General features: G+C 67.7%; 20 protein-coding genes. 8 read left to right on the top strand and 12 right to left on the bottom strand.

All coding sequences use genetic code 11. The features are described from left to right. Positions 1-39 precede the first annotated feature (39 nt). From A9Z05_RS12165 to A9Z05_RS36890, 6 genes are all read left to right on the top strand, one after another. Entirely contained in the window at positions 40-981 is a 942-nt protein-coding gene (locus A9Z05_RS12165) for an alpha-E domain-containing protein (RefSeq protein WP_069618306.1), read from the top strand. 8 nt (positions 982-989) lie between these two features. Beyond that, positions 990-1,997: a transglutaminase family protein gene (locus tag A9Z05_RS12160; RefSeq protein WP_069618305.1), complete on the top strand. Its 1,008-nt coding sequence runs from the start codon at positions 990-992 to the stop codon at positions 1,995-1,997. A 93-nt stretch (positions 1,998-2,090) separates the two neighbouring features. Continuing rightward, entirely contained in the window at positions 2,091-5,504 is a 3,414-nt protein-coding gene (locus A9Z05_RS12155) for a DUF2126 domain-containing protein (protein WP_069618304.1), read from the top strand. Between the two features lie 214 nt (positions 5,505-5,718). After that, entirely contained in the window at positions 5,719-8,325 is a 2,607-nt protein-coding gene (locus A9Z05_RS12150) for a circularly permuted type 2 ATP-grasp protein (RefSeq protein WP_069618647.1), read from the top strand. Next, positions 8,319-9,368: a transglutaminase family protein gene (locus tag A9Z05_RS12145; RefSeq protein WP_069618303.1), complete on the top strand. Its 1,050-nt coding sequence runs from the start codon at positions 8,319-8,321 to the stop codon at positions 9,366-9,368. Before A9Z05_RS12150 ends, A9Z05_RS12145 begins: the two co-directional genes overlap by 7 nt. Before the next feature lie 180 nt (positions 9,369-9,548). Next, the gene (locus A9Z05_RS36890; protein ID WP_069618302.1) at positions 9,549-9,821 is read left to right on the top strand and encodes a hypothetical protein; all 273 of its coding nucleotides are present in this window, start codon (positions 9,549-9,551) and stop codon (positions 9,819-9,821) included. Positions 9,822-9,882: 61 nt separating this feature from the next. Here the strand turns inward: A9Z05_RS36890 and pip are convergent, their stop codons facing one another. Next, the gene (gene pip, locus A9Z05_RS12135) at positions 9,883-10,815 is read right to left on the bottom strand and encodes a prolyl aminopeptidase (protein WP_069618301.1); all 933 of its coding nucleotides are present in this window, start codon (positions 10,813-10,815) and stop codon (positions 9,883-9,885) included. Between the two features lie 331 nt (positions 10,816-11,146). Between pip and A9Z05_RS12130 the strand changes: the two genes are divergently transcribed. Continuing rightward, the gene (locus A9Z05_RS12130) at positions 11,147-12,298 is read left to right on the top strand and encodes an acyltransferase (protein WP_069618300.1); all 1,152 of its coding nucleotides are present in this window, start codon (positions 11,147-11,149) and stop codon (positions 12,296-12,298) included. A gap of 28 nt (positions 12,299-12,326) precedes the next feature. On the opposite strand, the gene A9Z05_RS12125 is transcribed toward A9Z05_RS12130, so the two are convergent. From A9Z05_RS12125 to A9Z05_RS12080, 10 genes are all read right to left on the bottom strand, one after another. Further along, a complete protein-coding gene (locus A9Z05_RS12125) occupies positions 12,327-13,145 on the bottom strand; it encodes a multidrug ABC transporter ATPase (RefSeq protein ID WP_069618299.1) in 819 nt (272 codons plus the stop codon). Between the two features lie 198 nt (positions 13,146-13,343). After that, positions 13,344-14,057, bottom strand: a complete 714-nt coding sequence (locus A9Z05_RS36100; RefSeq protein ID WP_141723404.1) for a hypothetical protein — start codon at positions 14,055-14,057, stop codon at positions 13,344-13,346. A gap of 140 nt (positions 14,058-14,197) precedes the next feature. Next, the gene (locus A9Z05_RS12115; RefSeq protein WP_069618297.1) at positions 14,198-14,605 is read right to left on the bottom strand and encodes a hypothetical protein; all 408 of its coding nucleotides are present in this window, start codon (positions 14,603-14,605) and stop codon (positions 14,198-14,200) included. 190 nt (positions 14,606-14,795) lie between these two features. Further along, entirely contained in the window at positions 14,796-15,860 is a 1,065-nt protein-coding gene (locus tag A9Z05_RS12110) for a 2-aminoethylphosphonate aminotransferase (RefSeq protein WP_069618296.1), read from the bottom strand. Then, entirely contained in the window at positions 15,860-17,041 is a 1,182-nt protein-coding gene (aepY, locus tag A9Z05_RS12105) for a phosphonopyruvate decarboxylase (protein ID WP_069618295.1), read from the bottom strand. Before aepY ends, A9Z05_RS12110 begins: the two co-directional genes overlap by 1 nt. After that, positions 17,038-18,723, bottom strand: coding sequence for a phosphoenolpyruvate mutase (gene aepX / locus A9Z05_RS12100; RefSeq protein ID WP_069618294.1), 1,686 nt, complete (start codon positions 18,721-18,723; stop codon positions 17,038-17,040). The genes aepY and aepX overlap by 4 nt, the downstream gene beginning before the upstream one ends. Next, positions 18,720-19,487 (bottom strand): NTP transferase domain-containing protein, encoded by a 768-nt coding sequence (locus A9Z05_RS12095; RefSeq protein ID WP_069618293.1) that lies wholly within the window; start codon positions 19,485-19,487, stop codon positions 18,720-18,722. Before A9Z05_RS12095 ends, aepX begins: the two co-directional genes overlap by 4 nt. Positions 19,488-19,522: 35 nt before the next feature. After that, positions 19,523-20,524, bottom strand: a complete 1,002-nt coding sequence (locus A9Z05_RS12090; RefSeq protein WP_069618292.1) for a TIGR00374 family protein — start codon at positions 20,522-20,524, stop codon at positions 19,523-19,525. Then, entirely contained in the window at positions 20,521-21,330 is an 810-nt protein-coding gene (locus A9Z05_RS12085) for a 2OG-Fe(II) oxygenase (protein ID WP_069618291.1), read from the bottom strand. Before A9Z05_RS12085 ends, A9Z05_RS12090 begins: the two co-directional genes overlap by 4 nt. Beyond that, complete coding sequence (locus A9Z05_RS12080) at positions 21,327-22,022, bottom strand: CDP-alcohol phosphatidyltransferase family protein (RefSeq protein ID WP_069618290.1); 696 nt, start codon at positions 22,020-22,022, stop codon at positions 21,327-21,329. Before A9Z05_RS12080 ends, A9Z05_RS12085 begins: the two co-directional genes overlap by 4 nt. A 656-nt stretch (positions 22,023-22,678) precedes the next feature. Between A9Z05_RS12080 and A9Z05_RS12075 the strand changes: the two genes are divergently transcribed. Further along, on the top strand, positions 22,679-24,193 hold the full coding sequence (locus A9Z05_RS12075) for an acetyl-CoA hydrolase/transferase family protein (protein ID WP_069618289.1): 1,515 nt from the start codon (positions 22,679-22,681) through the stop codon (positions 24,191-24,193). A 59-nt stretch (positions 24,194-24,252) separates the two neighbouring features. Here A9Z05_RS12075 and A9Z05_RS12070 read toward each other — a convergent pair. Continuing rightward, positions 24,253-25,594: DHA2 family efflux MFS transporter permease subunit (locus A9Z05_RS12070; protein ID WP_141723403.1), on the bottom strand; the 1,342-nt coding region annotated here is incomplete at its 5' end.

The following is a 25,594-nucleotide window of genomic DNA, read 5'->3' as shown; positions in this document are numbered from 1 at the left end:
GCCGGCGCGCGAACCGAACGAAGACGGAGTGGACACGAGATGCTTCTGGGACGTACTGCAAGCGGTCTCTACTGGATGTACCGCTATATCGAGCGCGCGGAGAACATCGCGCGCATCGTCGATGCCGGGCTGCGGATGGCGCTCACGCGCACGGCCGACGCGCCGGCCGAATGGTCGTCGGTGCTCGTCAGCTCGGGCGCGGACGACGGCTACCGGCAGAAATACGACGCGTATGCGGCCGATACCGTGACCGACTACCTGCTGCGCGACCGCGACAACCCGTCGAGCGTGCTGTCGTGCATCGAGGCCGCGCGCTCGAACGCGCGGATGGTGCGCACGGCATTGACGCGCGAGGCGTGGGAAAGCGTGAACGGCGCGTGGCTCGCGCTGCGCCGCGCGTTCGCGCGGCCGGTGCCGGAAAGCGAGTTGCCGGCCGTGCTCGACCAGGTGAAACGCGAAACCGCGCTGATTCTCGGCAGCTTCTACAGCACGATGCTGCGCAACGAGATCTTCGATTTCGCGCAGATCGGGGCATTCGTCGAACGCGCGGACAACACCGCGCGGATCATCGACGTGAAATACCACCTGCTGCTGCCGTCGGTATCGCACGTCGGCACGATCCTCGACAACTACCAATGGGAGACGATCCTGCGCTGCGTGGCCGCGCATCGTTCGTATCGCTGGGTGTACGACGTGCAGTACAAGCCGCTGAACATTGCCGACTACCTGATCCTGAACGGCCGCATGCCGCGTTCGCTGCGCTATTGCTACGGGCGCGTCGTGTCCAGCCTGAACCTGCTCGCGAAGGATTACGGCGTGACACACCCGTGTCACGACACGGCCACGAAGATCCTGCAAATGCTGTCCGATACGTCGGTCGAGCGGATTTTCAAGAGCGGCCTGCACGAGTTCCTGACCGACTTCATCGGCCGCAACAACAGCCTCGGGCTCGAAATCGCCCAGGCTTACAACTTCGACTGAGACTTGCCATGCGACTCGCCATCCGACACATTTCGCGTTATCAGTTCGACGATCAGGCCACCCACGCACTGCAACGGTTGCGGCTGCGCCCGCAGTCGGGCCCCGGGCAGACGGTGCGCGCGTGGCAGGTCACGATCGACGGCGTCGAGCCGACGCTGTCATACGCCGACGGGCTCGGCAACCGGATCGACCTCGTGCGCCACGATCGCGGCGCGAAGGCCGAGATCGTCGTCGTGGCGGCCGGCGTCGTCGAGACGCAGGACCGCGCGGGCATTCTCGGGAATTCCGAAGGCTATGCGCCGCCGTGGATCTTCGAGCGCGAAACGGCGCTCACGAAGGCCGGCGACACCGTGCGCGCGCTCACCGAGGCGCTGCCGATCGAGCCGCACGGCCTCGACGCATTGCACTGGCTGATGACGGAAGTGCACGGCCGCATCGCGTACGCGCCGAACCTGGCCGCCGACGCGCCCGTCGATGCGGAAACCGCGCTGCAAAGCGGCGAGGGCACGAGCCGCGACCATGCGCACGCGTTCATCGCGGCCGCCCGTGTGCTGAAGATCCCCGCGCGCTACATCTCGGGCTACGTGCTGGCCGACAGCGCGATGCAGCGCATCGCCGATGCAAAGCAGAATGGGGTCGACGTCGAGGACGAGGAAGCGCTCGCGCTGCAGAGCGGCGACGGGATGCAGCAGGCGCTCGGTGCATCGCATGCCGCGCAGTCGCAGTCGCAAGGGCAATCGCAGTCGCAATCCCAGGGGCAGCCGCACGCGGCGCTCGGCGCGCAGCCGCAAGCCACGGCGCTGATGCAGCAACCGGCCGGCCATGCATGGGCCGAGGCCTATGTCGAAGGGCTCGGCTGGGTCGGCTTCGACCCGTTCATGAACCGTTGCCCGGACGAACGCTACGTGCGCATCGCGGTCGGCCTCGACCATCGCGACGCGCAGCCGGTGACCGGGCTCGGCGCGACGGCCGTCGGCGTCGAGATCAGCGTCGTGCAGACGCCGGAACTCGTCTGACCCGCGGCGCGCCTTCGCCGAATCCGCCATGCCGGGCCGCCGCGTCGCAAGCGACGCGGCGTGCGCGGCCGGCCCAACCCGACTCGAGCTCCCATGTCCATCCACGTCGCGCTGCATCACACCACCCGCTATCGCTACGACCGGCTCGTCAACCTCGGCCCGCAGGTCGTGCGACTGCGGCCCGCGCCGCATTGCCGGACGCCGATCCTCGCGTATTCGATGACGGTCGAGCCCGCGCAGCACTTCATCAACTGGCAGCAGGATCCGTTCTCGAACTATCTCGCGCGGCTCGTGTTTCCGGAGCGCACCGAGCACTTCGAGATCACGATCGATCTCGTCGCCGAGATGTCGGTGTACAACCCGTTCGACTTCTTTCTCGAAGCGAGCGCGGAGCAATACCCGTTCAGCTATGACGACGCGCTGAAGACCGAGCTCGCGCCGTATCTCGCGTGCGATCCGCAGACGAGCGCCGCGCCGCTGTTTCGCGCGTATCTCGACGGCGTCGACCGCACGCCGGCCGGCACCGTGAACTTTCTCGTCGCGCTGAACCAGCAGCTTCAGCGCGACATCGGTTACCTGGTGCGGATGGAGCCGGGCGTGCAGACGCCCGCGCAGACGCTCGAACTCGCGTCCGGCTCGTGCCGCGACAGCGCGTGGCTGCTCGTGCAGCTGTGCCGCCATCTCGGCATTGCCGCGCGCTTCGTGTCGGGCTACCTGATCCAGTTGACCCCCGACGTGAAATCGCTCGACGGCCCGAGCGGCACCTCGGTCGATTTCACCGACCTGCACGCATGGTGCGAGGTCTATCTGCCGGGCGCCGGCTGGATCGGCTTCGATCCGACGTCGGGCCTGCTCGCCGGGGAAGGGCATATTCCCCTCGCGTGCACGCCGCAGCCGACGAGCGCCGCGCCGGTCGAAGGGTTGATCGACGAGTGCGAGGTGTCGTTCGAGCACGAGATGAGCGTGACGCGCGTGTACGAGTCGCCGCGTGTGACGAAGCCGTATACCGAATCGCAGTGGGAGGGCGTGCTCGCGCTCGGCGCGCAGGTCGACGGCGCACTGGCCGCCGGCGACGTGCGGCTCACGCAGGGCGGCGAGCCGACCTTCGTGTCGATCGACGACCGCGACGGCGCCGAGTGGAACACCGATGCGCTCGGCCCGACCAAGCGCGGCTACGCGACCGAACTCGTGCAGCGGCTGCGCGCCGAATACGGCGACGGCGGCTTCCTGCATTTCGGGCAGGGCAAGTGGTACCCCGGCGAGCAATTGCCGCGCTGGGCGTTGTCGATCTTCTGGCGCGCGGACGGCCAGCCCGTGTGGCACGATCCGTCGCTGTTCGCCGACGAGCGCGAGCCGTCATCGCACACCACCGACGACGCGAAGCGCTTCATCGATGCACTCGCCGCGCGGCTGAACCTGACCAGCGAATTCATCCAGCCCGGCTACGAGGACGTCTGGTATTACCTGTGGCGCGAGCGCCGGCTGCCCGTCAACGTCGATCCGTTCGACGCGCGCCTCGACGACGAGCTCGAACGCGCGCGGCTGCGCAAGGTGTTCGAGCAGCAGCTCGACAGCGTGGTCGGCTACGTGCTGCCGGTCAAGCGCGTGGATGACGCGCCGGGCCTCGACGGCCCGCGCTGGCAGACGGGCCCGTGGTTCTTCCGCGACGAGCGGATGTACCTCGTGCCCGGCGATTCGCCGATGGGCTATCGGCTGCCGCTCGATTCGCTGCCGTGGGCGGCCCGCGCCGACTATCCGTATCTCGTCGAGCGCGATCCGTTCGCGCCGCGCGACGCGCTGCCGGACGCCGCCGCCATTCGCGCCCGCTACGCGGGCCCGGCCGACGCGCCGCGCTATCTGGCGGGCGTGCATCGCGAAGCGTCCGCGCAGACCGTGATGCAGTGGCGCGACGACGGCACGACCGCGCGCGGCCGCCCGGGCGCCGCGGACCCGCATCGCCGGCCGGAGCGCTTCGAATCGGCCGCGTGGATCACGCGCACCGCGCTGTGCGTCGAAGTGCGCAACGGCATCCTGTACCTGTTCATGCCGCCGCTCGCCGCGCTCGAGGATTATCTCGACCTGCTCGGCGCGATCGAGCTGACCGCGCATGCACTCGGCGTGAAGCTCGTGCTCGAAGGCTATCCGCCGCCGCGCGACGCCCGGCTGAAGCTGCTGCAGGTGACGCCGGATCCCGGCGTGATCGAGGTGAACATCCATCCGGCCGCGAGCTTCGACGAACTCGTCGACCACACCGAATTCCTGTACGACGCCGCGTGGCAATCGCGGTTGTGCAGCGAGAAGTTCATGGTCGACGGTCGGCACGTCGGCACGGGCGGCGGCAATCACTTCGTGCTCGGCGGCGCGACGCCGGCCGACAGCCCGTTCCTGCGCCGCCCGGACCTGCTCGCGAGCCTGATCGCGTACTGGCACAACCATCCGTCGCTGTCGTACCTGTTCTCGGGGCTGTTCATCGGGCCGACGAGCCAGGCGCCGCGTGTCGACGAGGCACGCAACGACCAGCTCTACGAGCTCGACATCGCGTTCGCGGAGATCCAGCGCAACAAGCTGCTGTTCGGGCAGGACATGCCGCCGTGGCTCGTCGACCGCGTGCTGCGCAACCTGCTGATCGACGTGACGGGCAATACGCACCGCAGCGAGTTCTGCATCGACAAGCTGTATTCGCCCGATTCGTCCACCGGCCGGCTCGGCCTGCTCGAACTGCGCGCGTTCGAGATGCCGCCGCATGCGCGGATGAGCATCGTGCAGCAACTGCTGCTGCGTGCGCTGGTCGCGCGCTTCTGGGCTGCGCCGTACACGACGCCGCTCACGCGCTGGGGCACCGCGCTGCACGACCGGTTCATGCTGCCGGAATTTCTCCAGATGGATTTCGACGACGTGCTGGCCGAGCTGCGCGACGCCGGTTTCGCGTTCGACCCGGCGTGGTTCGCGCCGCACTTCGAATTCCGTTTTCCGCTGTTCGGGCAGATCGCGGTGAACGGGATGGAACTGTCGTTGCGCGGCGCGCTGGAACCGTGGCACGTGATGGGCGAGGAGGGCGCGCCCGGCGGCACGGTGCGCTACGTCGATTCGTCGGTCGAACGGCTCGAAGTGCGCGTGACGGGGCTGAACGACAACCGGCACGTCGTGACCGTCAACGGCCGCGCGTTGCCGCTGCAGCCGACCGGCACCGTCGGCGAATACGTCGCGGGCGTGCGCTACAAGGCGTGGTCGCCGCCGTCGGCGCTGCATCCGACCATCGGCGTGCACGCGCCGCTCACGTTCGACATCGTCGATACGTGGCTGCAACGCTCGCTCGGCGGCTGCCGGTATCACGTCGCGCATCCGGGCGGGCGCAACTACGCGACGTTCCCGGTCAATGCGTACGAAGCCGAGAGCCGCCGGCTCGCGCGCTTCGTCGAGATCGGGCACACGCCGGGGCGGATGGACGTCGCCGCTGCCTCGCCGAGCCGTGAATTCCCGTTCACGCTCGACTTGCGGCGGCCGTGATCGATCGATGACTGGACGGACGACGATGCGCGGTTCGCGACCGCCCGGCGCACCGGCCGGTCGCGGCCCCGCCGGAATGCTAGGATGCGGGCAGAATGCGGTTCCGCACGGCGGCTTGCCGCCTGAATGGCGGCGCGCATGCGCGGCCGCACCCTGACGACGGAACGACATCGTGCCGCCCATTGACCTCGACCATCCCGCCGCCTTCGACGCGATGCCCACGCTTTTCGATACCGGCGCGCAGCCGGACGCCGCCGAACTGGCCGCCGCGCTCGCGGCGCCGGCCGCCGCCGGTCGCTACGACGAACTGCGCGGCAGCGCGGCCGGCCTGCACGCGCCTGCGCTTGCGCCCGCGTGGCGCAGCTTCTTCACGTCGATCGGCAGCGACGGCGTGGCCGACCTCGACCGCCGCGCCGACGCACTGCACCGGCGCATGCGCGAGAACGGCCTGTTCTACCAGTTGCACGAGCAGCGCGCCGGCGACGGCGCCGTCGGCCCGTGGTCGCTCGACCTGCTGCCGCTGATCGTCACGCCCGAGGACTGGGTCGGGATCGAGCGCGGCGTGCTGCAGCGCGTGCGGCTGCTCAACGCGACGCTGGTCGACCTGTACGGGCCGCAGACGATCCTGGAGCGCGGGCTGCTGCCGCCCGCGCTCGTGACCGGCCACCCGGGCTATCTGCGTGCGATGCGCGGCGCGCGCGTGCCGGGCGACACGTGGCTGCACGTCGTCGCGTTCGATCTCGCGCGCGGCCCGGACGGCCAATGGCGGATCGTCGCGCAGCACACGCAGGGCCCGGCCGGGCTCGGCTACCTGCTCGAGAACCGGCTGATCGTGTCGCGGCTCTTTCCGCGCGGGTTTCGCGGGCTGCGCGTGCAGCGGCTTGCGTCCGCGTACCGTGCGCTGCTGCAAAGCATGCAGTCGCTCAGCCCCGCCGCGAAGAATTCGCGGATCGTGCTGCTGACGCCGGGGCCGCACAGCGCGACCTATTTCGAGCATGCGTATCTCGCGCGCTATCTCGGCCTCACGCTCGTCGAAGGCGGGGACCTGACCGCGCGCGACAACCGCGTGTTCCTGAAGACGCTGAGCGGGCTCGAACCGGTGCACGGCATCCTGCGGCGCGTCGACGATGCGTGGCTCGATCCGCTCGAACTGCGGCCCGATTCGATGCTCGGCGTGCCGGGGTTGTTGCAGGCCGTGCGCGCCGGCAACGTGCTGCTCGCGAACGCGCCGGGCTCGGGCTTCCTCGAGTCGCCGGCGATGCTCGGCTTCATGCCGCGTCTCGCGGAAGCGCTGCTCGGCGAAACGCTGACGCTGCCGGCCGTGCATTCGTGGTGGTGCGGCGAGGCGGCCGCGTGCGACGACGCGCTGCCGCAGCTCGCGCGCGGCATCGTGAAGGCATCCTATCCACCCGACGTGCAGGAAGGCGGTGCATTCGAGCCGGTGATCGGCGCGCGGCTCACGCAGGCGCAACTGGCGGAATGGCGCGCGCGGATTCTCGCGCAGCCCGAACATTACACGGTGCAGGCCGACCTGCCCCTGTCGCAGGCGCCGACCTGGCCGCGGCCCGATGCGCCCGACGGCAACGACAGCGCGCGCATCGTGCCGAAGCCGCTGCTGCTGCGCGTGTTCGCGCTCGCCGACGGCGCGCAGCGCTGGCGGCTTCTGCCGGGCGGGCTGTCGCGGGTCGGCACGCGCGATACGCTGTTCAATGCGCCGATGCCGCGCGGCGGCAGCACCGTCGACACGTGGGTGATGACCGAGGGCATCGTCGATTCGACGACGCTGCTGCAGACGCACCTCGGCCCCGACGACCTCGTCGAACGGCCGCGCGCGATCGCGAGTCGGGCGGCCGAGAACCTGTTCTGGCTCGGCCGCTACACCGAGCGGGCGACCAACCTGATGCGCCTGGCGCGCGCCGCGCTCGAACGGCTGCGCGGCGAAGACGACGTCGACAGCCCCGCGCATCTGGAACTGATCGACACGTTGTGCCGCGACACCGGGCTGATCGCGGCCGATGCGCCGCACGCCGTCGATGCGCCGCGCGCGTTCCAGCATGAGCTGGCGACGTCGCTGACGCGCGGCGCCGACCGCACGTCGGGGATCGCGTCGTGCCTGTTCGGCATGCGCGGCGCGGCTGCCGCAATCCGCGAACGGCTGTCGAGCGATCAGTGGCGGCTGATCGACGACGCGACCCAACTGTTCGCGGACAGCGCAGGGCAGCCGGAAGCGGAGGAGCAGATCGGCAACGAGGCGCTGCAATTGCTGGAACGCGTCGGCCTGCTGCTCGGCGCGATCACTGGTGCGCAGACCGACAACATGACACGCGACGACGGCTGGCGATTGCTGTCGATCGGCCGGCAGATCGACCGGCTCGACTTCCTGTGCAGCGTACTGAAGTTCGCGTTCGACGAAGGCGCCGTGCATCGGCAGGACGGCTTCGAGCTCGTGCTCGAACTGTTCGACAGCACGATCACGTTCCGCTCGCGCTTCCAGCGGGGCTTCGACGTCGCGCCGCTGCTGTCGCTCGTCGTGCTCGATACCGACAACCCGCGCTCGCTCGGCTGGGTCGTGCAGGCGCTGCGCGGCCGGCTGACGAAGGTCGAACGCGGCGAAGGCTATGCGCTGTCCGAACTGGCCGAGACGGTTCCGGACATACCCGCGTGGTCGCTGCACGAGCTGTGCGAGACCGCCGAAGACGGCCGGCACGACAAGCTGCTCGCCGCGCTCGACACGACGGTGAAGGCCGTCTGGGAGCTGTCGAACCGGATCGGCGAGCGCTATTTCAGCCACGTGCGCGAGGCGGGCAGGACGCTATGGTGACGACGAAGGGCGCACCGAAAACACCGGCCGGTTCAGGCAACGCACGGCAGGCGCCGCCGGCGGCTCCGGCCGCAACGGATGCGCCGGCCGCCGTCGCGCCGGGCCGGTTGCTGCGTGTCACGCACGACACCGAATACCGTTACGCGGCGCGTGTCGAATCCGCGCAGCACCAGGCACGCTTGCAGCCGCTCGCGACGCCGCGCCAGCAGGTGCTGTCGTTCTCGCTCGACATCGAACCCGCACCGGAATCGGTTTGTACCGAAGTCGACGCGTTCGGCAATGCACGCGCGTCGTTCGCGCTGAACCTGCCGCACGACACGCTGCTGGTGCGCAGCCGCAGCACCGTGCGCGTGACGCCGCCCGTGTGGTCGCTCGGCGCGCGCGGCGCGCCGCCGCCTGCGATCGCGAACCCGGACGCCGCGCATGCCACCGAATGGGAGGCCGTGCGCGACCGCCTGCGGTTCCGCGCGGGGCAGCCTTACGATCCGGCGAGCGAGTTCGTGTTCGCGTCGCCGCACGTGGCGTGCGATCCCGAACTCGCCGCGTACGCGGCCGCGAGCTTCACGCCGCAACGGCCGCTCGTGCAGGCGGCGTGGGACCTGATGCGGCGCGTGCATGCCGATTTCGCGTACACGCCGAACAGCACCGACATCACGACGTCGGCGCTCGATGCGCTGCGGTTGCGCAAGGGTGTCTGCCAGGATTTCGCGCACGTGATGATCGGCGCGCTGCGCTCGCTCGGGCTCGCCGCGCGTTATGTCAGCGGCTACCTGCTCACGCAGCCGCCGCCCGGGCAGCCGCGGTTGATCGGCGCCGACGCGTCGCATGCGTGGGTCGACGTGTACGACCCGGCGTGGCCTGAGGATGGCGGCTGGCTGCAACTCGATCCGACCAACGATCGTGCGCCCGGCGACGACTACGTGATGCTGTCGGTCGGCCGCGATTATGCCGACGTGACGCCGCTGCGTGGCGTGATCCGCGGCGGCGGCGCGGATCAGGAACTGAAGGTTGGCGTGACGGTCGAGCCGCTCGATGCGCCGTAATGCGATGCGGCCCGTTCGGGCGATTCGCCGTTTAAGTCTTCGTTAATACTGCACGCCTAGCATGGTGATGCCGGCGAACGGCTCGGACCCCGGTCCGGCGCGCCGGCGGCACGCGCGGGTGCGTCGACGTCACGGCGCCGCACCGTCACGCGTCGCCATTTCCATGCAACGGCGGCGGACATGATCAAGAATTTCGACTATACGCTCGGCAACGAGAAGATCGAGCTTTGTGCGAGCTTCGGCGCGGGCCCGGCATTCCGCCGCGTGCTCGTGAGCCGTGCGGATTCGATGGAGACGCTGGTGGTGCTCGACGCACGCGGACTGTCGGGCCTGCTGAAGGTGGCGACCGAAGAACCGGAAGGGCTGCTCGACGACGCGATCCGCAAGGTCGGCGACGAACAGCTCGTCGAGCAGGCGATCAGCGGCCGGACGATCGTCGAAGCCGCGCTTTGATCGCGCGGCGTATGAACGTGCCGGTAGGCACGGAAACACGCGCCGCGTCGCATTACGTCGCTCAGGCGGCGAACCGGTCCGTCGCCGCGATCAGCGCCTCCAGAATCCCCGGCTCGTTGTATGCGTGTCCGGCGCCGGGCACGATTTCGAACGTCGCCTCTGGCCACGCCTTCGACAGCTCCCATGCGGTGCGTGCCGGCGTCGCGATGTCGTAGCGGCCCTGCACGATCACGCCCGGAATGCCGGCGAGGCGATGCGCGTCGCGCAGCAACTGGCCTTCCTCGACGAAACCCTTGTTCACGAAGTAGTGGTTTTCGATCCGCGCGAACGCGAGCGCGTAATGCCCGTCCGCGAAGTGTGCGGCGAGCGCGGGATCGGGCAGCAGCGTGATCGTGCGGCCCTCCCAGATGCTCCACGCGCGTGCGGCTTCCAGCTTCGCGGCTTCGTCGTCGCCGGTCAGCCGGCGATGGTAGGCGGCCATCAGGTCGCCGCGCTCGGCTTCCGGAATCGGTGCGAGGAAGTCTTCCCAGTGATCGGGGAACAGCCATGACGCGCCTTCCTGGTAGTACCACAGCAATTCCGCGCGACGCATCGTGAAGATGCCGCGCACGATCAGCGCGCTCACGCGTTCGGGCTGGGTTTCCGCGTACGCGATTGCCAGCGCGCTGCCCCACGAGCCGCCGAACACCAGCCATTGCTCGGCGCCGACCATCTCGCGCAGGCGTTCGATATCGGCGACCAGATCCCACGTCGTGTTGTTCTCGAGGCTCGCATGCGGCGTCGAGCGCCCGCAGCCGCGCTGGTCGAACAGCAGGATGTCGTAGCGCTCGGGATCGAACAGGCGGCGATGGTCGGGGCCGCAGCCGGCGCCGGGGCCGCCGTGCAGGAACACGGCGGGCTTGCCGGCCGGGTTGCCGCAGCGCTCCCAGTAGATGCGGTGGCCGTCGCCGGTGTCGAGGTGGCCGTGGGCGTAAGGTTCGATCGGTGGGTACACAGGCAGGCTCCGGGTGAGGGTCGACAGGAGGCGGACAAGGCGCGGACTGGTGTGCGGGCGGGTACGGGACTGCGGGTGTTGCTGCGCCGCAAAAATCGTTGCATGGGCATCGGACCGGCCACCGCCGGACAAGGCCTGTCATTATGCCCATTCGTCGCGCAGGGCGTGGGCGCGCCGTGGCGCGGCGTCGCCTCGCCGGCGACATGTGTCACGCGGATTTTTGAAGCAATTTCATTCCGATATTTTTCATACAAAATCCGGCGGCAGGTCGGCGGGCCGATTGGACGCCGGCCCATTCCCGCTCCTTCACCGTGCCAACGGAAACCAGCCGATGAACCATCGCGTCACGCAGTTGACCGGGTTGCGCGCCGTCGCGGTCGCGATGGTCGTCGTCGGTCATGCCGAGCATGTGCTGCCCGGCGGCTATACCGGCTGGTACGCGCCGTTGCGGCTGATCGCCGACGGCCGGCTCGGCGTGCTGATCTTCTTCGTGCTGAGCGGTTTCCTGATCACCAACGTGCTGCGCGCCGAGTTCGCGCGCACGGGCGGTATCGCGCTGACGTCGTTCTACGTGCGCCGCGCGCTGCGAATCTGGCCGGCCTGCTACGTGTATCTCGCGGTCGTCGCGATCATGGCGTTCGCCGGCGGTTTCGACGTCGAGCGCCGGCAGTGGCTCTATGCGGCGCTGCACCTGTGGAATTACTCGGCGTGGTTCGGGCTGACCGGCGACAACGCGCTGCATCCGGACGGCGCGTGGTACCTCGGCCATTTCTGGTCGCTCGCGCTCGAGGAGCAGTTCTACTGGTTCTGGCCGCTGCTGTTCGTGTTCGGCATCCGCCGCGCCGGCACGCGCTGGCTGGCCGCGCTGATCCTGATCGTGCCGCTGGTGCGTGCGACTACGTATTTCCTCGCGCCCGCGCTGCGCGGACAACTCGGAATGATGCTGCACACGGGTATCGATCCGATCCTGATCGGCTGCTATGCGTCGCTCAACCGCGAACGTCTCGAAGCGTGGGTCGCTTCGTGGCGGAACGAGGCGCGCATCGTGACGGCGCTCGTCTTCGTCGTGCTGCTCGGCATGCCGCTCGCCGAACACCGGCTCGGCGGCTTCTGGAATGCGACGTATGGCGTGACGCTCGAAGCCGCGCTGATCGCGATCGTGATCGTCGTGCTGAATTTCCGCGGCGAGTTCTGGTGCGCGCGCTGGTTGCGCGCCAGGCCGGTGGTGTTCGTCGGCACGATCTCGTTCAGCCTCTATCTGTGGCAGCAGCCTTTTGCGAACCCGCGATTGCCTGTGCCGCATGGGTTCCCGCTCGGTATCGTGTGGGCATTGATGGCCGCGACCGCCAGCTATTTCCTCGTCGAGAAACCGTTCCTGCGGCTGAAGGATCGCTATACGGCGCGCGAGGCGCGACGCGTGCGGGACGACGCGTTGCGGATGCCGGCGCCGACCGAGGCGATCGGGCCGAAGGTGGTGGAGTAGGCGGGCGGAGTGGCGATTCGCCCTGGCCTTACTTGAAGCGTTTCTTCGCGGCCGGCGAATACCAGAAGTTCCGGAACATGTCGATTCCATAGGACTTGCCGTCGTAGTGGACGATCGTGCGCGCCGTGCGCTTGCCCGTATCCGAGTAAGCACCGTTCTTGCGCTGCGTCTTCGTGATGTGCGCCGTGATCGATAGATCGGCGAAGCCATGGCTCGACGTTTTCTCGACGGCGATCGTCATGCGGGCCTCTTCGCTGCGCGCATCGCCTGAACCCGGGCCGCAGGCGTCGCCTTCGACGCTGACCCAGCCGTACAGATTCGTACCGAACACCGGGCGGATACGGCCGCCTTCGCGCACCCACAGCGTCAACTCTTCACTGGCGTTGGCATCCGGGCAACTTGGCCCGCGCGCGCTGCTTGTGAACACGACGCCGAACGCGCGCACGTCGGGCGACAAACGGTAGGGCGCCGTGTCGATCCGGTAGCTGTATTCGCCGATCTCAGTCGCCGCATCCTCTTCGACCACCGACCGATCGGCCGCCACGACCTTGCCACCCTCGACGAGCGCGACGACCTGCAGCTTTTTGCTTTCGTCCGGGTTCTTGCTCTTCGGCAGCGAATCGAACGCGACGGCCGCGATCGTCGTTTCCGGTGCATTCGGCATGGCCTTGCACGCCGACGCAACGACGAGCCGGTCCGCGTCGCGCGTGGCGATGCGTGCGCTCGCGATGCCGGCCCAGCGGGCGACGGCGGTGACGGTTTCGTCGCTGCAAGACTGGCTGTCGGCGGCGTGAACCATGGGGGCGGCGGCGAGCGCCAGCAGCGGGGCGAAGCGAAGGATTCTCATTGTCGTGATCGGAGATGTTGTTTTCATTGATATGCGTGAGAGTCGCTTACCGACCCGTTGCCGTCATTCGCGCCTCCAACGCTGCGACGACCGCTTCCAAAGGCGCAATGGCTATTGGGCGACCTCACCAGCTGCCGCCATTGAAAGGCGTCGAAGACGCCGGTGTGCCGGAGCTGGTAGAAATGCCGTTCTTCTTCGTTAGGTTCCGCCGATTCGGCCATAGATTGCAGAGCCTGCAAGACCGACAAGCAGTCCAACAATAACGGTCCAGCGGACCTGCTCGTCCGTGCTATGCCGCCGAGCGCCTTGACCAATTGCCATAGAAACCATCGGGAAGTACCGGGCCTTCAGTCGAGACACGCCAAAAATGACCACTAAAGCTGGTGCCACGTACAAGAGGAGTTTCGCTAGCAATTGCAGAGCCTCTGAAAACGTGCGCTCGGGGTGTTTTGGCACCTCACTCGGCAGCATGAACTGCATGATCAGCGAAAAAATCACGAAAATAGCGACCCACACTATCCAGAGATCGAGGGTTGCGACAGGTGAGTACCAAGCGCGCATGCCTGAAAACGAATCCAGAACTCTCGTACGTGCTGCAGCGACTTCTTGTTCTTCGCCGCGAACAGACAGAGCAGCTCGAGCACCGTAACTCCTTCCAACGGTCACGGAAATGCTTCGGTCCGGAGCTCTAGAACTACCAAATATCTCAACGGTCTTGACCGCCGCCCGAATGGAGTTTTCGTAGGCAAGAAGATCGTCTAGCTTCTGAAATTTTCGCTCGATTCCATCCGCGCAGGAGACTGTCGCAGACGCCCCAGCAGAAAAGTCCTCGACGTGCCTCCAAAGGCGCCCGATTGAGTCGCCATCAACGATGATTGCCGACGAGTACTCGCCGGTCGCGTGAACTTGCATAGCTTTCGATAAAAGTTCTGTGAGACCAACATGAGCGGCAGCTAGCCTATGGATGCCCCGCGATGTAGTTTAACTTGAGGCCGAGGTGGTCACCAGCGGGGCGACCGTCTGCTTCTGGCCGATCCGAGGCGTTGGCTTCGTTAAGTCTGCGAGGTCTTGGCGAACCTGTACTGCTCGTTCCACCATCGCACGAGTTCTCCGTGCTGCTGATGCGTGATCCATGACACGTTCTCCTCGGCGTCTGCGCTTCCACCGAAAATCAGTGGCTTTACCAGCCATTTGACCTTTCCAGCGAGTCGCGGATCAGGCTCGAGGTCACCCGGAACCGGAAGATTGAACGATGCAAGGTAACGTGTATCCAGCGGAACACAGGGGATCGTGAAAGTCGCCCCAGCCTCATCTTCGACGATGAAATCTTGCCAACCTCGGAGCCCCAGAAGTGAGAAGCCGGGAAGCGCCGTGTTGAATCCGCAGGCGCTCGCCGTGGCCGATGCCTCTTCGTCTACAAATAGGACGATGTAATCGTCTCCGTGCCAGCCTTCAACCATATCGTTCTACACCTCAGTTACAGGGCGCCGACTTCGAGCCTATCGGAGTATGAGCGACTCCTTTGAGGCTGGGTCGTCGGATGGCAGCGTCTGGCCGAATGCCGACAACGTGTTCCATGCCCCAAGAATGTGCAAATGACAACAAAAAAGGCCCTTGCGGGCCTTTCGTCGACGAAGTTACGGACAACGCTTACCGCGTCAGCGCCGTAAACCCTTCCAGCAACCGCTCGACATCGGCCGCCTGAATCGCGCCCATCGTCGAGATCCGGAACAGTTCCTTCGACAGCCCGCCTTGCCCCGCATAAATCACGAAGCCACGTGCCTTCAGCCCGTCGTGCAGTGCTTCGTACGTCACACCCGGCGGCAGCCGATACGCACGCAGCACGACCGACGACGCACCTTCCGGCAGCACCAGCGGCATCCCGCGCGCCGCAAGCCCGGCCTGCGCCTGATCGGCAAGCGCCTTGTAATGCGCATGCCGCGCGCGCCAGCCGCCGGCCTCATCGAACTCACGCAGCGCCTCGACGAGCGCGTAATACGCATGCACCGACGGCGTAAACGGCGTATTCCGCTGATCTTGCAGCTTCGCAAGCCGGCCGAGATCGAGGTAGTAAGTCCGGCTCGCGGCCTTCACGAGCGCGCTGCGGCGCACGATCACGAACGCCGCGCCCGGCACGCCGTGCAGGCACTTGTTCGCGGTCGCGGCAACCGCATCGATGACGCCGCCTGCAAAATCGATCGCTTCCGCGCCGAAGCTGCTGACGCCATCGACCAGCATCTTCACGCCGCGCGCACGACAGACTTCGGCGATCGCATCGAGATCGTTCAGCCGGCCCGTCGTCGTTTCATGATGAATCACGGCGACATGCGAGTACCCACCCGCATCGAGCTTGGCGGCGATCTGCGCAAGATCAGGCGCCTGCATCCACTCATGCTTGAGCACGTCATGGGCGATGCCGTACTGCGTGGCGATCTGCGTGATCCGCTCGCCGTACACGCCGTTCTCGATCACGAGCAGCTTGCCGTCCTGCGGCACGAGCGCCGCGATCATGCTCTCGACGGCGGCCGTGCCAGAACCCGTCATCAGCACGGCGGCCCATTCGGCCGGATCGAGCTCGTACGCGGCGACGAGGCGCGCGCGCGCTTCATCCTGCAGGTCGAAGAATTCGCCTTCGCGATGGCACAGATCGGGTTGCAGCAGGCTGCGGCGCACGCGCTCGGTGAGCGTGACCGGGCCGGGATTCAGCAGCAGCATCAATGGGCTCCTTCAACGTGGGCTTCGGTCTGCTCGGCGCCGATGTGCCGCATCAGACGGGTCTTGACCTCGACCGGCGTGACGGTCGGGCGGGGCAGGCCGTCGGGCACGCCCGTGCGGATCGCCACGCGAACGAACTGCGCGCCGTCGCTGGTCGAGGCGAGCGTCGCATCGAGCACGTCGAGCGTGTCGCCTTCGACCGCCGATGCGTAACCGCAGGCGGCCGCGACACCCGCGAACGACACATGCTGCGACACCGTTGCCTGGCCGCCCGTCGATTCGTGTGCGCCGTTGTCGAGCAGCACGTGCGTGAGGTTGGCCGGGCCATAGGTGCCGAGCGTCGCGAACACGCCCATGCGCATCAGCGCGGCGCCGTCGCCGTCGACGGCGACCACGCGCAGGTCGGGGCGCGCAAGCGCGAGGCCGAGCGCGAGCGGCGTCACGCAGCCCATCGAACCGACCATGTAAAGCTGGTTCGGGCGATCGTCGAGCGCGTAGAGTTCGCGGCCGCAGAAACCGGTCGATGCGAGCACGACGGTCGAATCGACCGGCGTATGCGCGATCACGCGCTGCAGTGCGTCGTGACGGGTCGGCCACGCGTCGGCCGACGCGGCGCGCGGCGACGATTGCGCGGCGACGTGCGCTCGCGGCTTCGCGGCCGGGTTCGCCTTCAGTTCATACGGCGCGACGCTGCCTTTCTGCATCACGAGCGCGTACGGGCGGCCCGTCGCGTCCATGTGCGCGATCGCGCGGTCGAGCGCCGGGCCGACCTGTTCGGGGTCGGTCGGGAACGTCTCCCACGGGATCTCCATCGTGTCGAGCATCGCCGGCGTGATCGGGCCCATCAGCGCGTGCTGCGGCTCGTCGGCCACGCCCGGCTGGCCGCGCCACGTGACGATCAGCAACTGCGGCAGGCGGAACGTCCAGGTGAGCGACGTGAGCGGGCTCACCGCGTTGCCGAGCCCCGAGTTCTGCATCATCGCGATCCCGCGCTTGCCGCCGAGCGTCGCGCCCGCGATCAGCGCGACCGCGTCGCCTTCGTTCGCGGCCGACACGTAGTGCAGCGTCGGGTCCTGCAGCACGTAATTGATGAACGGCGTCAGGTACGAGCAGGGCACGCCCGCGTACCAGTCGAAGCCGCGTTCGCGCGCGGCCTCGACGAACTGGGCCGCTTCGATCATTGCGCGCCCCCGTTGCCGGCGCCCGGTTCGGACAGCGGCGTCTGGCCGTGCGCGAAGTCGCCCGCGCGACGGAAGTCTTCCAGGTCGTTGACGCCGCGCCAGTGGCCGTGCACGTACTGCACCTCGATCTTCTCGCCGGCGGCGATCAGCTCGTTCAGCAGCGACGGGATGTCGAGCGTGTCGAAATCAGGGCGTGCCTGCAGCGTCGCGAGCGTCGCCTTCAGGCGGTCGACGCCGGCGCCGCGCACGTTCAGGAGACCGATCCAGCGGCCGTGCGGCGTGCCCGCCGCGACGTCGCTCGACACGTGTTGCAGATAGGTCTTCTGGCCGAACAGGCCGCGATCGTCGGCCGCCGAGCAGAGGGCGAAGTCGCGCACGCTCTGATTGGTCTCGGTGAGCGACGAATCGACCACCACGCTGAACTCGGCCTCGCTCTCCGCGAGGTCGCGCACGATGTAGCTGCGGAACAGCAGGTCGCCGTACGAGATTACGGTGTCGCCGGTCAGGCGTTCGGCCGCGCATGCGAGCGACGCGAGCTCGCCGGTCTGCGCGTGGCGCTCGTTGACGACGAGCTTGATGCCCGACGTATCGATCGCATCGGCGCGATAGCCGCCAACCACGGTGATGTCGTTCACGCCGTGCGTCTTGAACCCGTCGACGAGCCAGCGCAGCAGCGGCTTGCCGGCGACCGGCAGCATGACCTTCGGTTTGTCTTCGGTCACGGCTTCGAGGCCCTTGCCGCGGCTCGCGGCGAGCACGATCGCGGCATTCGACGCGCGCGACGACGACGACAGGTAGATACGCTCGGCGGCCGAGTACTCGTCGGCGTCCTGCAGGCGGAAGATCTCGTTGACCGATGCAACGCGGTCCTCGACGTTGATCAGCGTTTCGCTTTCGTGGATCTCGCGCGCGGTCGCCTGCATCGCGGACGCCGACGCGCGGATCAGGTGATTCGCCCAGATCACGGTGCTGATGCCGGCCTGGCGGAACACGTCGGTCGGCGTGCTGTAGTACTTGGTTGGCACGATCACGAGCGGCGCCTTGCCGCTCCATTCGCGCGCGAACTGCAGGATCTCGTCGGGGCGCGACAGCTTGCTGTGGATCAGGATCGCGTCGGCGCCGGCTTCCGCATACGCGTTCGCGCGGCGCAGCGCCTCGTCCATCCCCCAGCCCGCGATCAGCGCCTCGACGCGCGCGACGATCGAGAAGTCGGGATCGGTCTGCGAATCCTTGCCGGCCTTGATCTTGCCGCAGAACTCGTCGATTTCCGCGAGCGGCTGGCGCTCGCCGCCGATGAAGCTGTTCGTCTTCGGAAACTGCTTGTCCTCGATGCACACGCCCGCGATGCCGCGCTGTTCGAGCTTCTTCACGAGGCGGCGCACGTTGTTGAAGTTGCCGTAGCCGGTGTCGCCGTCGAGCAGGATCGGCAGGTCGCTCGCGTCGGCCATGAACTCGAGCACGTCGACGACCTGGGTCCAGCTCGCTTCGTTGTTGTCGCGCACGCCGAACTGCGCGGAGATCGCGAGGCCCGACGCCCAGATGCCCTTGAAGCCGGCTTCGCGGACGATCCGCGCGGACAGGCCGTTGTGTGCTTCCATCAGGAATTCGAGATCGCTGCTGACGAGCATGCGGCGCAGGCGCGCGCTGCGCGATTCGGTGAAGTTGGGTTCGCGTGCGTTCATCGTGCGGCTCCGGCGGTGGTGCGTTGAATCAGGGGAAGGATGTCTTGCGTCGCGCGTGCGACGTCGTTCGGAAAGTCGATCTCGATCCACGGCGAGCCGGTGACGTCGGCGACGTCGAACGAATGGCCGCCTTCGAGCAGCAGGTCGCGCACGGCTTCCTCGTGCGGCATGTTCGCGCGGCCGCTGTCGACATAGCCCGCGACGATCGCCGCGAGGCGGCGCGCGGTGCCTTCGGTGAAGCGGAAGAAGCCGACCGATTCGCCGATCGTGTCGTAGTCGAGGTCGACCGCGAGCTGCTTGCGCAGCTCGACCGGCACGCCGTTCTTCAGGCACAGCTTGACGGGTTCGTCGCCCGCCTCGAAGTCGCGGTCGATCAGCAGGCGGTCGACGGCCTTGTCGGCATCGGCCACCAGCGCGTGCAGGATGTTCTCGTCGTACAGCACGTCCGCGTCCATCAGCAGCACGTCGCCGCCGCGCGTCATCGCATCGGCGACGGTATGCACGGTCAGCACGCTGCCGAGGTCGTAGCGGTCGTTGATCACGATCTCTGCGGTGCGGCCGAGGCGCTTCAGTTCCTGCTCGACCTTCTCGTGCTGGAAGCCGAGCCCGAGCACGATGTCATCGACGCCCGCGGCGTCGAGCACGCGCAGATGGCGCTCGAGCAGCGACACGTCGTCGAAGCGCAGCAGGCACTTCGGGAACTGCGCCTCGGGCGGTTGTTGCAGGCGCAAGCCGAGGCCTGCCGCAAGAATGATGGCTCGCATGGGTTCTCCAACCAAAAAGCCGGCGATCTGAACGATCAGTCGGCGAGCGGCTGCGGCGCACGGCGCCGCTGCCAGTTTCTTTCACTGAAATGCAGATAGAGCAGGCCGGGCAGGCCGAGCGCGAGTTCGCGCGCGCGCTTCGCGAGCGACAGCGCGAGCGCCGCGTCGGGCGGCAGGCCGACCAGCGGCGCGAGCAGCAGATAGCCGCCTTCCTGCGCGCCGAGCGAGCCCGGGATCGCGAAGGCCGCCCCGCGAATCGCCTGGCCGACGCTTTCGAGCAGCAGCGCGTCGAGCCAGCTGACCGGGTGCCCGAGGAAGTGCAGCGCGAGCCACACTTCCGCGGTGCCGACGATCCAGCCGACGAGGCTGAGTGCGAAGGTCTTCGCGACTTTCGCGCGATCGCGATACAGCGCGCCGACCGCGCCGTCGATCGCGTCGGCGCGCGTGGCCAGCGACGACCAGTCGCGCGGGCCGAGCAGCTTCGACGCGAGGCGCAGGCCGCGGCCGAACAGCCCGCGCCGCTGCGCCGCGTAGAACGCGACGGCGAGGGCGCCGAGCACGCCGGTCGCGATCAGCGCGGGCGTGCGCAGATACGCGACCGATTCGTGCGTCGCATACAGGCTGAACGCGGCGATGCCGATCAGCGCGAACGCCATCTGCGCGAGCGCCTGCATCGTCGTGCCGACGGTCACGGCGGCGGCCGCGTCGGCCATCCGCGTGCCGCGTTGCGCGAGGTGGCGCACCATCAGCACGGGGCCGCCGATCTGCCCGGCGGGCAGCAGGCTGTTCACCGATTCGCCGACCCAGCGCGCGCGCAGCGCGTTGCCGAGTTCGGCGCCGGGCTGCCCGCGGCGGAACATCACGGAGATCGCGACCGCGTCGATCGCGAGCGGCACGACGTGGAACGCCGCGACGAGCGCGAGGCCCCAGCCGGCCGCGAGGAACGTGGACGCCACGGCGCCGACGCCCTGCCAGGCCAGCAGTGCGATGAAGAGTGCGGTCCCGAGGGACAGCAGGATGAGGCCCGCGCGTGTCATGACCCGCTCGCGCGCCGCGTGGCCAGTTGCTTGAACACCTGGCGGAAACCGAAATACGCGATCGCGTCCTTCATGTTCGAGATGAAGCGCTTCCACGGCCGCATGCCGGGGTTCGTCACGTATTCGAACGTGAGCGACACGCGCATCTCGTTCTGGCCGAGCGGCGTGATGCGGTGGCGCAGCTTGTCGCCATCGAACAGCACGATGCCGCCGTCGGCGATCTGCACGGAGCCCGGTTCGTCGGCGACGTCCGGGTTGCGCGTATGCAGTTCGTAGTCGAGCCGGCACGACGATTCGTCGATCACGCCGATCAGCAGCGTGTAGCGGCGGCCGTCGTAGTACGACGTGTCGTAGTGCCAGCCGATGTGGTCGCCGGGCTTCGTGTAGTAATACAGCGCGTACGCGTGTGGATCGTCGTCCGGCGACAGCATCAGCTTGTCGCCCGTGATTTTCTCGAGGAAGCCGATCAGCGCCTTCGAGCGATACAGTTCGGCGATGTACGGCGCCTCCTCGTCGATCGTATGACGGCTCACGCTGCCGCCCTGCTTGTGGCCGGGCAGGTAATTGCGGTTCAGGCCGGCCTGCATCGCGCGGGCCGCGTTCGCGAGCTTCGCGTGCGCGTCGGCCGGCAGGAAGGTGTCGAGGTAGAGGAACGAGCCCTGGCGCGTGTAGTCGCCGCGCAGGCGGTCGAGGTCGAGCTGGCCGACGCGGTCGGCCACGGTGCGATCGGGATCGGCCGCGGCTGCGCGCACGGGCGCGGGGCGTGCCGGGCTCAGCACGGAATCGTCGCGCGTGCTAGGAGTCATTTGGAAGCCTGGATTTCGGTTGGGTTCTGCGCGGCCGGGTTCTGCGGGAGGTTGCCGCGCCGCACGATGCGCCACCAGTCGATCACGACCCAGGCGGCGAACAGCGGGGCGCCGATCGACGCCGCGAGCAGGAACGGCTCGACGCCGTCGACGAGCGTCACGATCGGCAGCAGGTACAGCACGTCCTCGGTCTCGAAGCCGCCGGCGAATGCCTGCTTGGTGCCGGCCTTGCCGGCGATCGATTCGATCCGCATGCGCAGGAAGAAGATCAGCGCGACGGCCGCGCCGGCGACCGCGCCGAGCAGCACCGGCGACGCGGCCATCTGGCCGCCCTGGGCGACGATGCCGACGCCCATGCTGACGAACAGCGCGACCGTGACGAGCGCATCGGCCGCGAGGTCGTAAAAATGACCGATCTTGCTGGACTTGCCGCTGATGCGCGCGAGTTCGCCGTCGGTGTGGTCGACGAAGTTCGACAGCACGATCAGGAACGCGCCTGCATTGCTCCAGCCGAAGCCGCCGTGCGCGAGGCACCAGGCGCCGGCGAGGCCGATCAGCAGACGAAGGGTGGTAAGGTGATTCGGCGTGATCGGCGTATCGACGAGCGGCCGGACAAGCGAGCGCGCGAGCCGCGCATCCCAGGTGCGTGGCGGGGGCGGCTCGGGGCGTTTGACGGTTTTTCTTTGGTCCATCGGCGAAATATATACGGAATTGTAATTTGTTGCTTTTTATTCGATCAATGTCCTGACATGCGGGAGTGTTACCGCGTCTTGCGGGCATCGGCCGGTTCAAAAGCGCAACCGCGAACGAGGCGGCCGACCGGGCGGCCGGACCCGCCTTCCAGTGTGGTTCGCGTCACGCGGCTGTCAAGGCCGGACGGGCCTCGCAGGCCGGCTCGGCGGTGTTTTTCGCGCGCCGCCCGGCCGGGGTCGCGCAGCCCATGCGACCTTGATTTCCATCAGCGCCGGGACAGCCGCATCGGGCGACAATCGGCCGCGCCGGATGGGTAGCGGCGATTACCGAACCGAACGTCGTCAAGGTCGATGCAAACCGGTCGATTGGCGCGCGACGGCAGACGATCGCGAACCGGCGATTGGCCCGATGCTTTCGCACACCTTTCGTCGGCATCCGGTGCGGGCGGATCGCCTGTCACAGAACGGTCGTTCGATACCCGGCAAATCCGGCAAGGATCTTTTGCATCCAGCGGACATTTCGCGGCGATGGCCTCTGCGATACTCCGACCGTGCCCGTGGTGCCGGGCCGCCCCTCGCGGCCCCAAGGGCTTCGCGTCGCTCAGGAGACACCCCCCGCGACGTCAACGACAGACCAAAGCGTCAGATAACCAGCCATGTCTTCATCACGCATCCTCGCTCCCGCCCTGCGTTCGCTCGTCCGCACCGCCGACGAAGCCGCCGCGCTGATCCGCCCCGGCATGACCGTCGCCATGAGTGGCTTCACCGGGTCGGGCTATCCGAAGGCCGTGCCGGCCGCGCTGGCCGCCCACATCGACGCGGCGCACGCGCGCGGCGAGGACTTCCGGATCAACGTGCTGACGGGCGCGTCGACCGCACCGGAACTCGACGGTGCGCTCGCCCGCACCAACGGCATCTCGATGCGGCTGCCGTACCAGTCCGACCCCACGCTGCGAGACAAGATCAACGGCGGCGAAGTCGATTACCAGGACGTCCACCTGAGCCACGTCGCGCAATACGCGTGGTTCGGGCTGTACGGCGATCTCGACGTCGCGATCGTCGAAGTCGCGGGCATCCGCGAGGACGGGCTGCTGATTCCGTCCGCGTCGATCGGCAACAACAAGACCTGGCTCGAGCGCGCGAAGCACGTGATCCTCGAAGTGAATGCGCGCCAGCCGCTCGGCCTCGACGGGATGCACGACATCTATTACGGCACCGCGCTGCCGCCGCACCGCAAGCCGATTCCGCTGACGAAGAGCGACGACCGGATCGGCGAGCCGTACCTGCGTTGCCCGGCCGACAAGATCGTCGCGATCGTCGAGACCGACGCGCCCGATCGCAGCAATGCATTCTCCGCGCCGGATGCCACGTCCAAGCAGATCGCGCTGCAGCTGATCGACTTCCTGCGCCACGAAGTGAAGCGCGGCCGCCTGCCGGAAAACCTGCTGCCGCTGCAGTCGGGCGTCGGCAACATCACGAACGCGGTGCTGGCGGAACTCAGCTCGGCCGGCTTCTCGAACCTGACGGCCTACACCGAGGTGATCCAGGACGGCATGCTCGACCTGCTCGACGACGGTACGCTGAGCTTCGCGTCGGCCACCGCGCTGTCGCTGAGCCCGGCCGCCGTGCAGCGTTTCGCCGACGAGATCGCGACGTTCCGCGAGAAGATCGTGCTGCGCCCGCAGGAGATCAGCAACCATCCGGAACTCGTGCGCCGCCTCGGCTGCATCGCGATGAACGGGATGATCGAGGCCGACATCTACGGCAACGTGAACTCGACGCACGTGATGGGCACGAAGATCCAGAACGGCATCGGCGGCTCGGGCGATTTCGCGCGCAACGGCTACCTGTCGTGCTTCATGTCGGCGAGTACCGCGAAGGGCGGCGCGATCTCGCGGATCGTGCCGATGGCGAGCCACGTCGACCATACCGAGCACGACGTCGCGGTCGTCGTCACCGAACAGGGGCTGGCCGACCTGCGCGGCCTGTCGCCGAAGCAGCGCGCGCGCAAGATCATCGCGACCTGCGCGCACCCGGACTACCGGCCCATGCTCGAGGACTACTTCGAGCGCGCGTCGCGCGACAGCTTCGGCAAGCACACGCCGCATCTGCTCGCCGAGGCGCTGTCGTGGCACGAGCGCTACGTGCGCACCGGCTCGATGAAGGCCTGACGTATCGGCCCGCGACGGGCGTGCGTCGTGCGCACGTCCTTCGCCTCTCCCTCGCGTCGTCAGTCCATCGCCGCATGCGCGACGTCGACGCTCGCCGCTTTCTGCGGCGGGCGGATCAGCAGCAACAGCGGGACCATCAGCAGCGTCGCGACGAACATCAGCTTGAAGTCGTTCAGGTACGCGATCATCGTCGCCTGCTGGTTGATCGTGCGGTCGAGCAGCGCGATGTCGACGCGGCTGCCGGCCAGCGCCTGCACGGCGGGGTTGAACGGCGTGATGTGGGTCGCGAGGTCGGCATGCGCGACCTGCGTATTGCGCGTCATCAGCGTCTGCACGATCGAGATGCCGATACTGCTGCCGATGTTGCGCATCAGGCTGTAGGTGGCCGTGCCGTCCGCGCGCAGCTCGGGCGGCAGCGTCGAGAACGACAGCGCGCTCAGCGGCACGAACACGAGCCCGAGGCCGAAGCCCTGGATCACGCCGGGCCACACGATGTCCGCCTCGGACAGCACGATCGTGTACTGCATCATCTGCCACAGCGCGAGCGCGGAAATCGCCAGCCCGGCGAACAGCAACGTTCGCGCGTCCACGTATTTCAACAATCGTCCGACGAACAGCATCGCGATCATCGTGCCGGCGCCGCTCGGCGCGGTGACGAGGCCCGTCGTCGCGACCGGGTAGCCCATCAGGTTCTGCAGCATCGGCGGCAGCAGCGCGCGGGTCGCGTACAGCACCGCGCCTACCACGAAGATGAACAGCGTGCCGGTCGCGAAATTCGGGTCGCGCAGCAGTTCCGACTTGAAGAACGACGCCTTGCCGACGGTCGCCGTATGCACGAGGAAGAACGCGAAGCCGAGCGCCGCGACGAGCGCCTCGATGCGGATCTCGTATGAGCCGAACCAGTCGAGCTGTTCGCCGCGGTCGAGCATCGCCTGGAATGCGCCGATCGCGAGCGCGAGCGTCGCGAAGCCGAATGCGTCGAATTTCACGTGCGGACGCGGCGGGCGCCCTGGCAGGAAGGTCATCACGCCGGCGAGCGCGAACGCGCCGATCGGCACGTTGATGAAGAACACCCAGCGCCAGTTGTAGCTGTCGGTGAGCCAGCCGCCGAGCGTCGGGCCGAGGATCGGGCCGACCATCACGCCCATCCCCCAGATCGCCATCGCCTGGCCCTGTTTCTCGCGCGGGTTGATGTCGAGCAGGATCGACTGCGACAGCGGCACCAGCGCGGCGCCGAACACGCCTTGCAGCAATCGCGCGCCGACGATCTGCACGAGCGTCTCCGACAGCCCGCACAGCGCCGACGCCACCGTGAAGCCCGCGATCGACACGATCAGCAGCCGCTTCACGCTCAGCCGATCGGACAGCCAGCCGGTGAGCGGCGTCGCGATCGCCGCCGCG

The organism is Burkholderia sp. A2 (assembly GCF_001729305.1).
GTDB lineage: Bacteria > Pseudomonadota > Gammaproteobacteria > Burkholderiales > Burkholderiaceae > Burkholderia > Burkholderia sola.
This window is presented reverse-complemented; position numbering and strand designations above follow the sequence as displayed.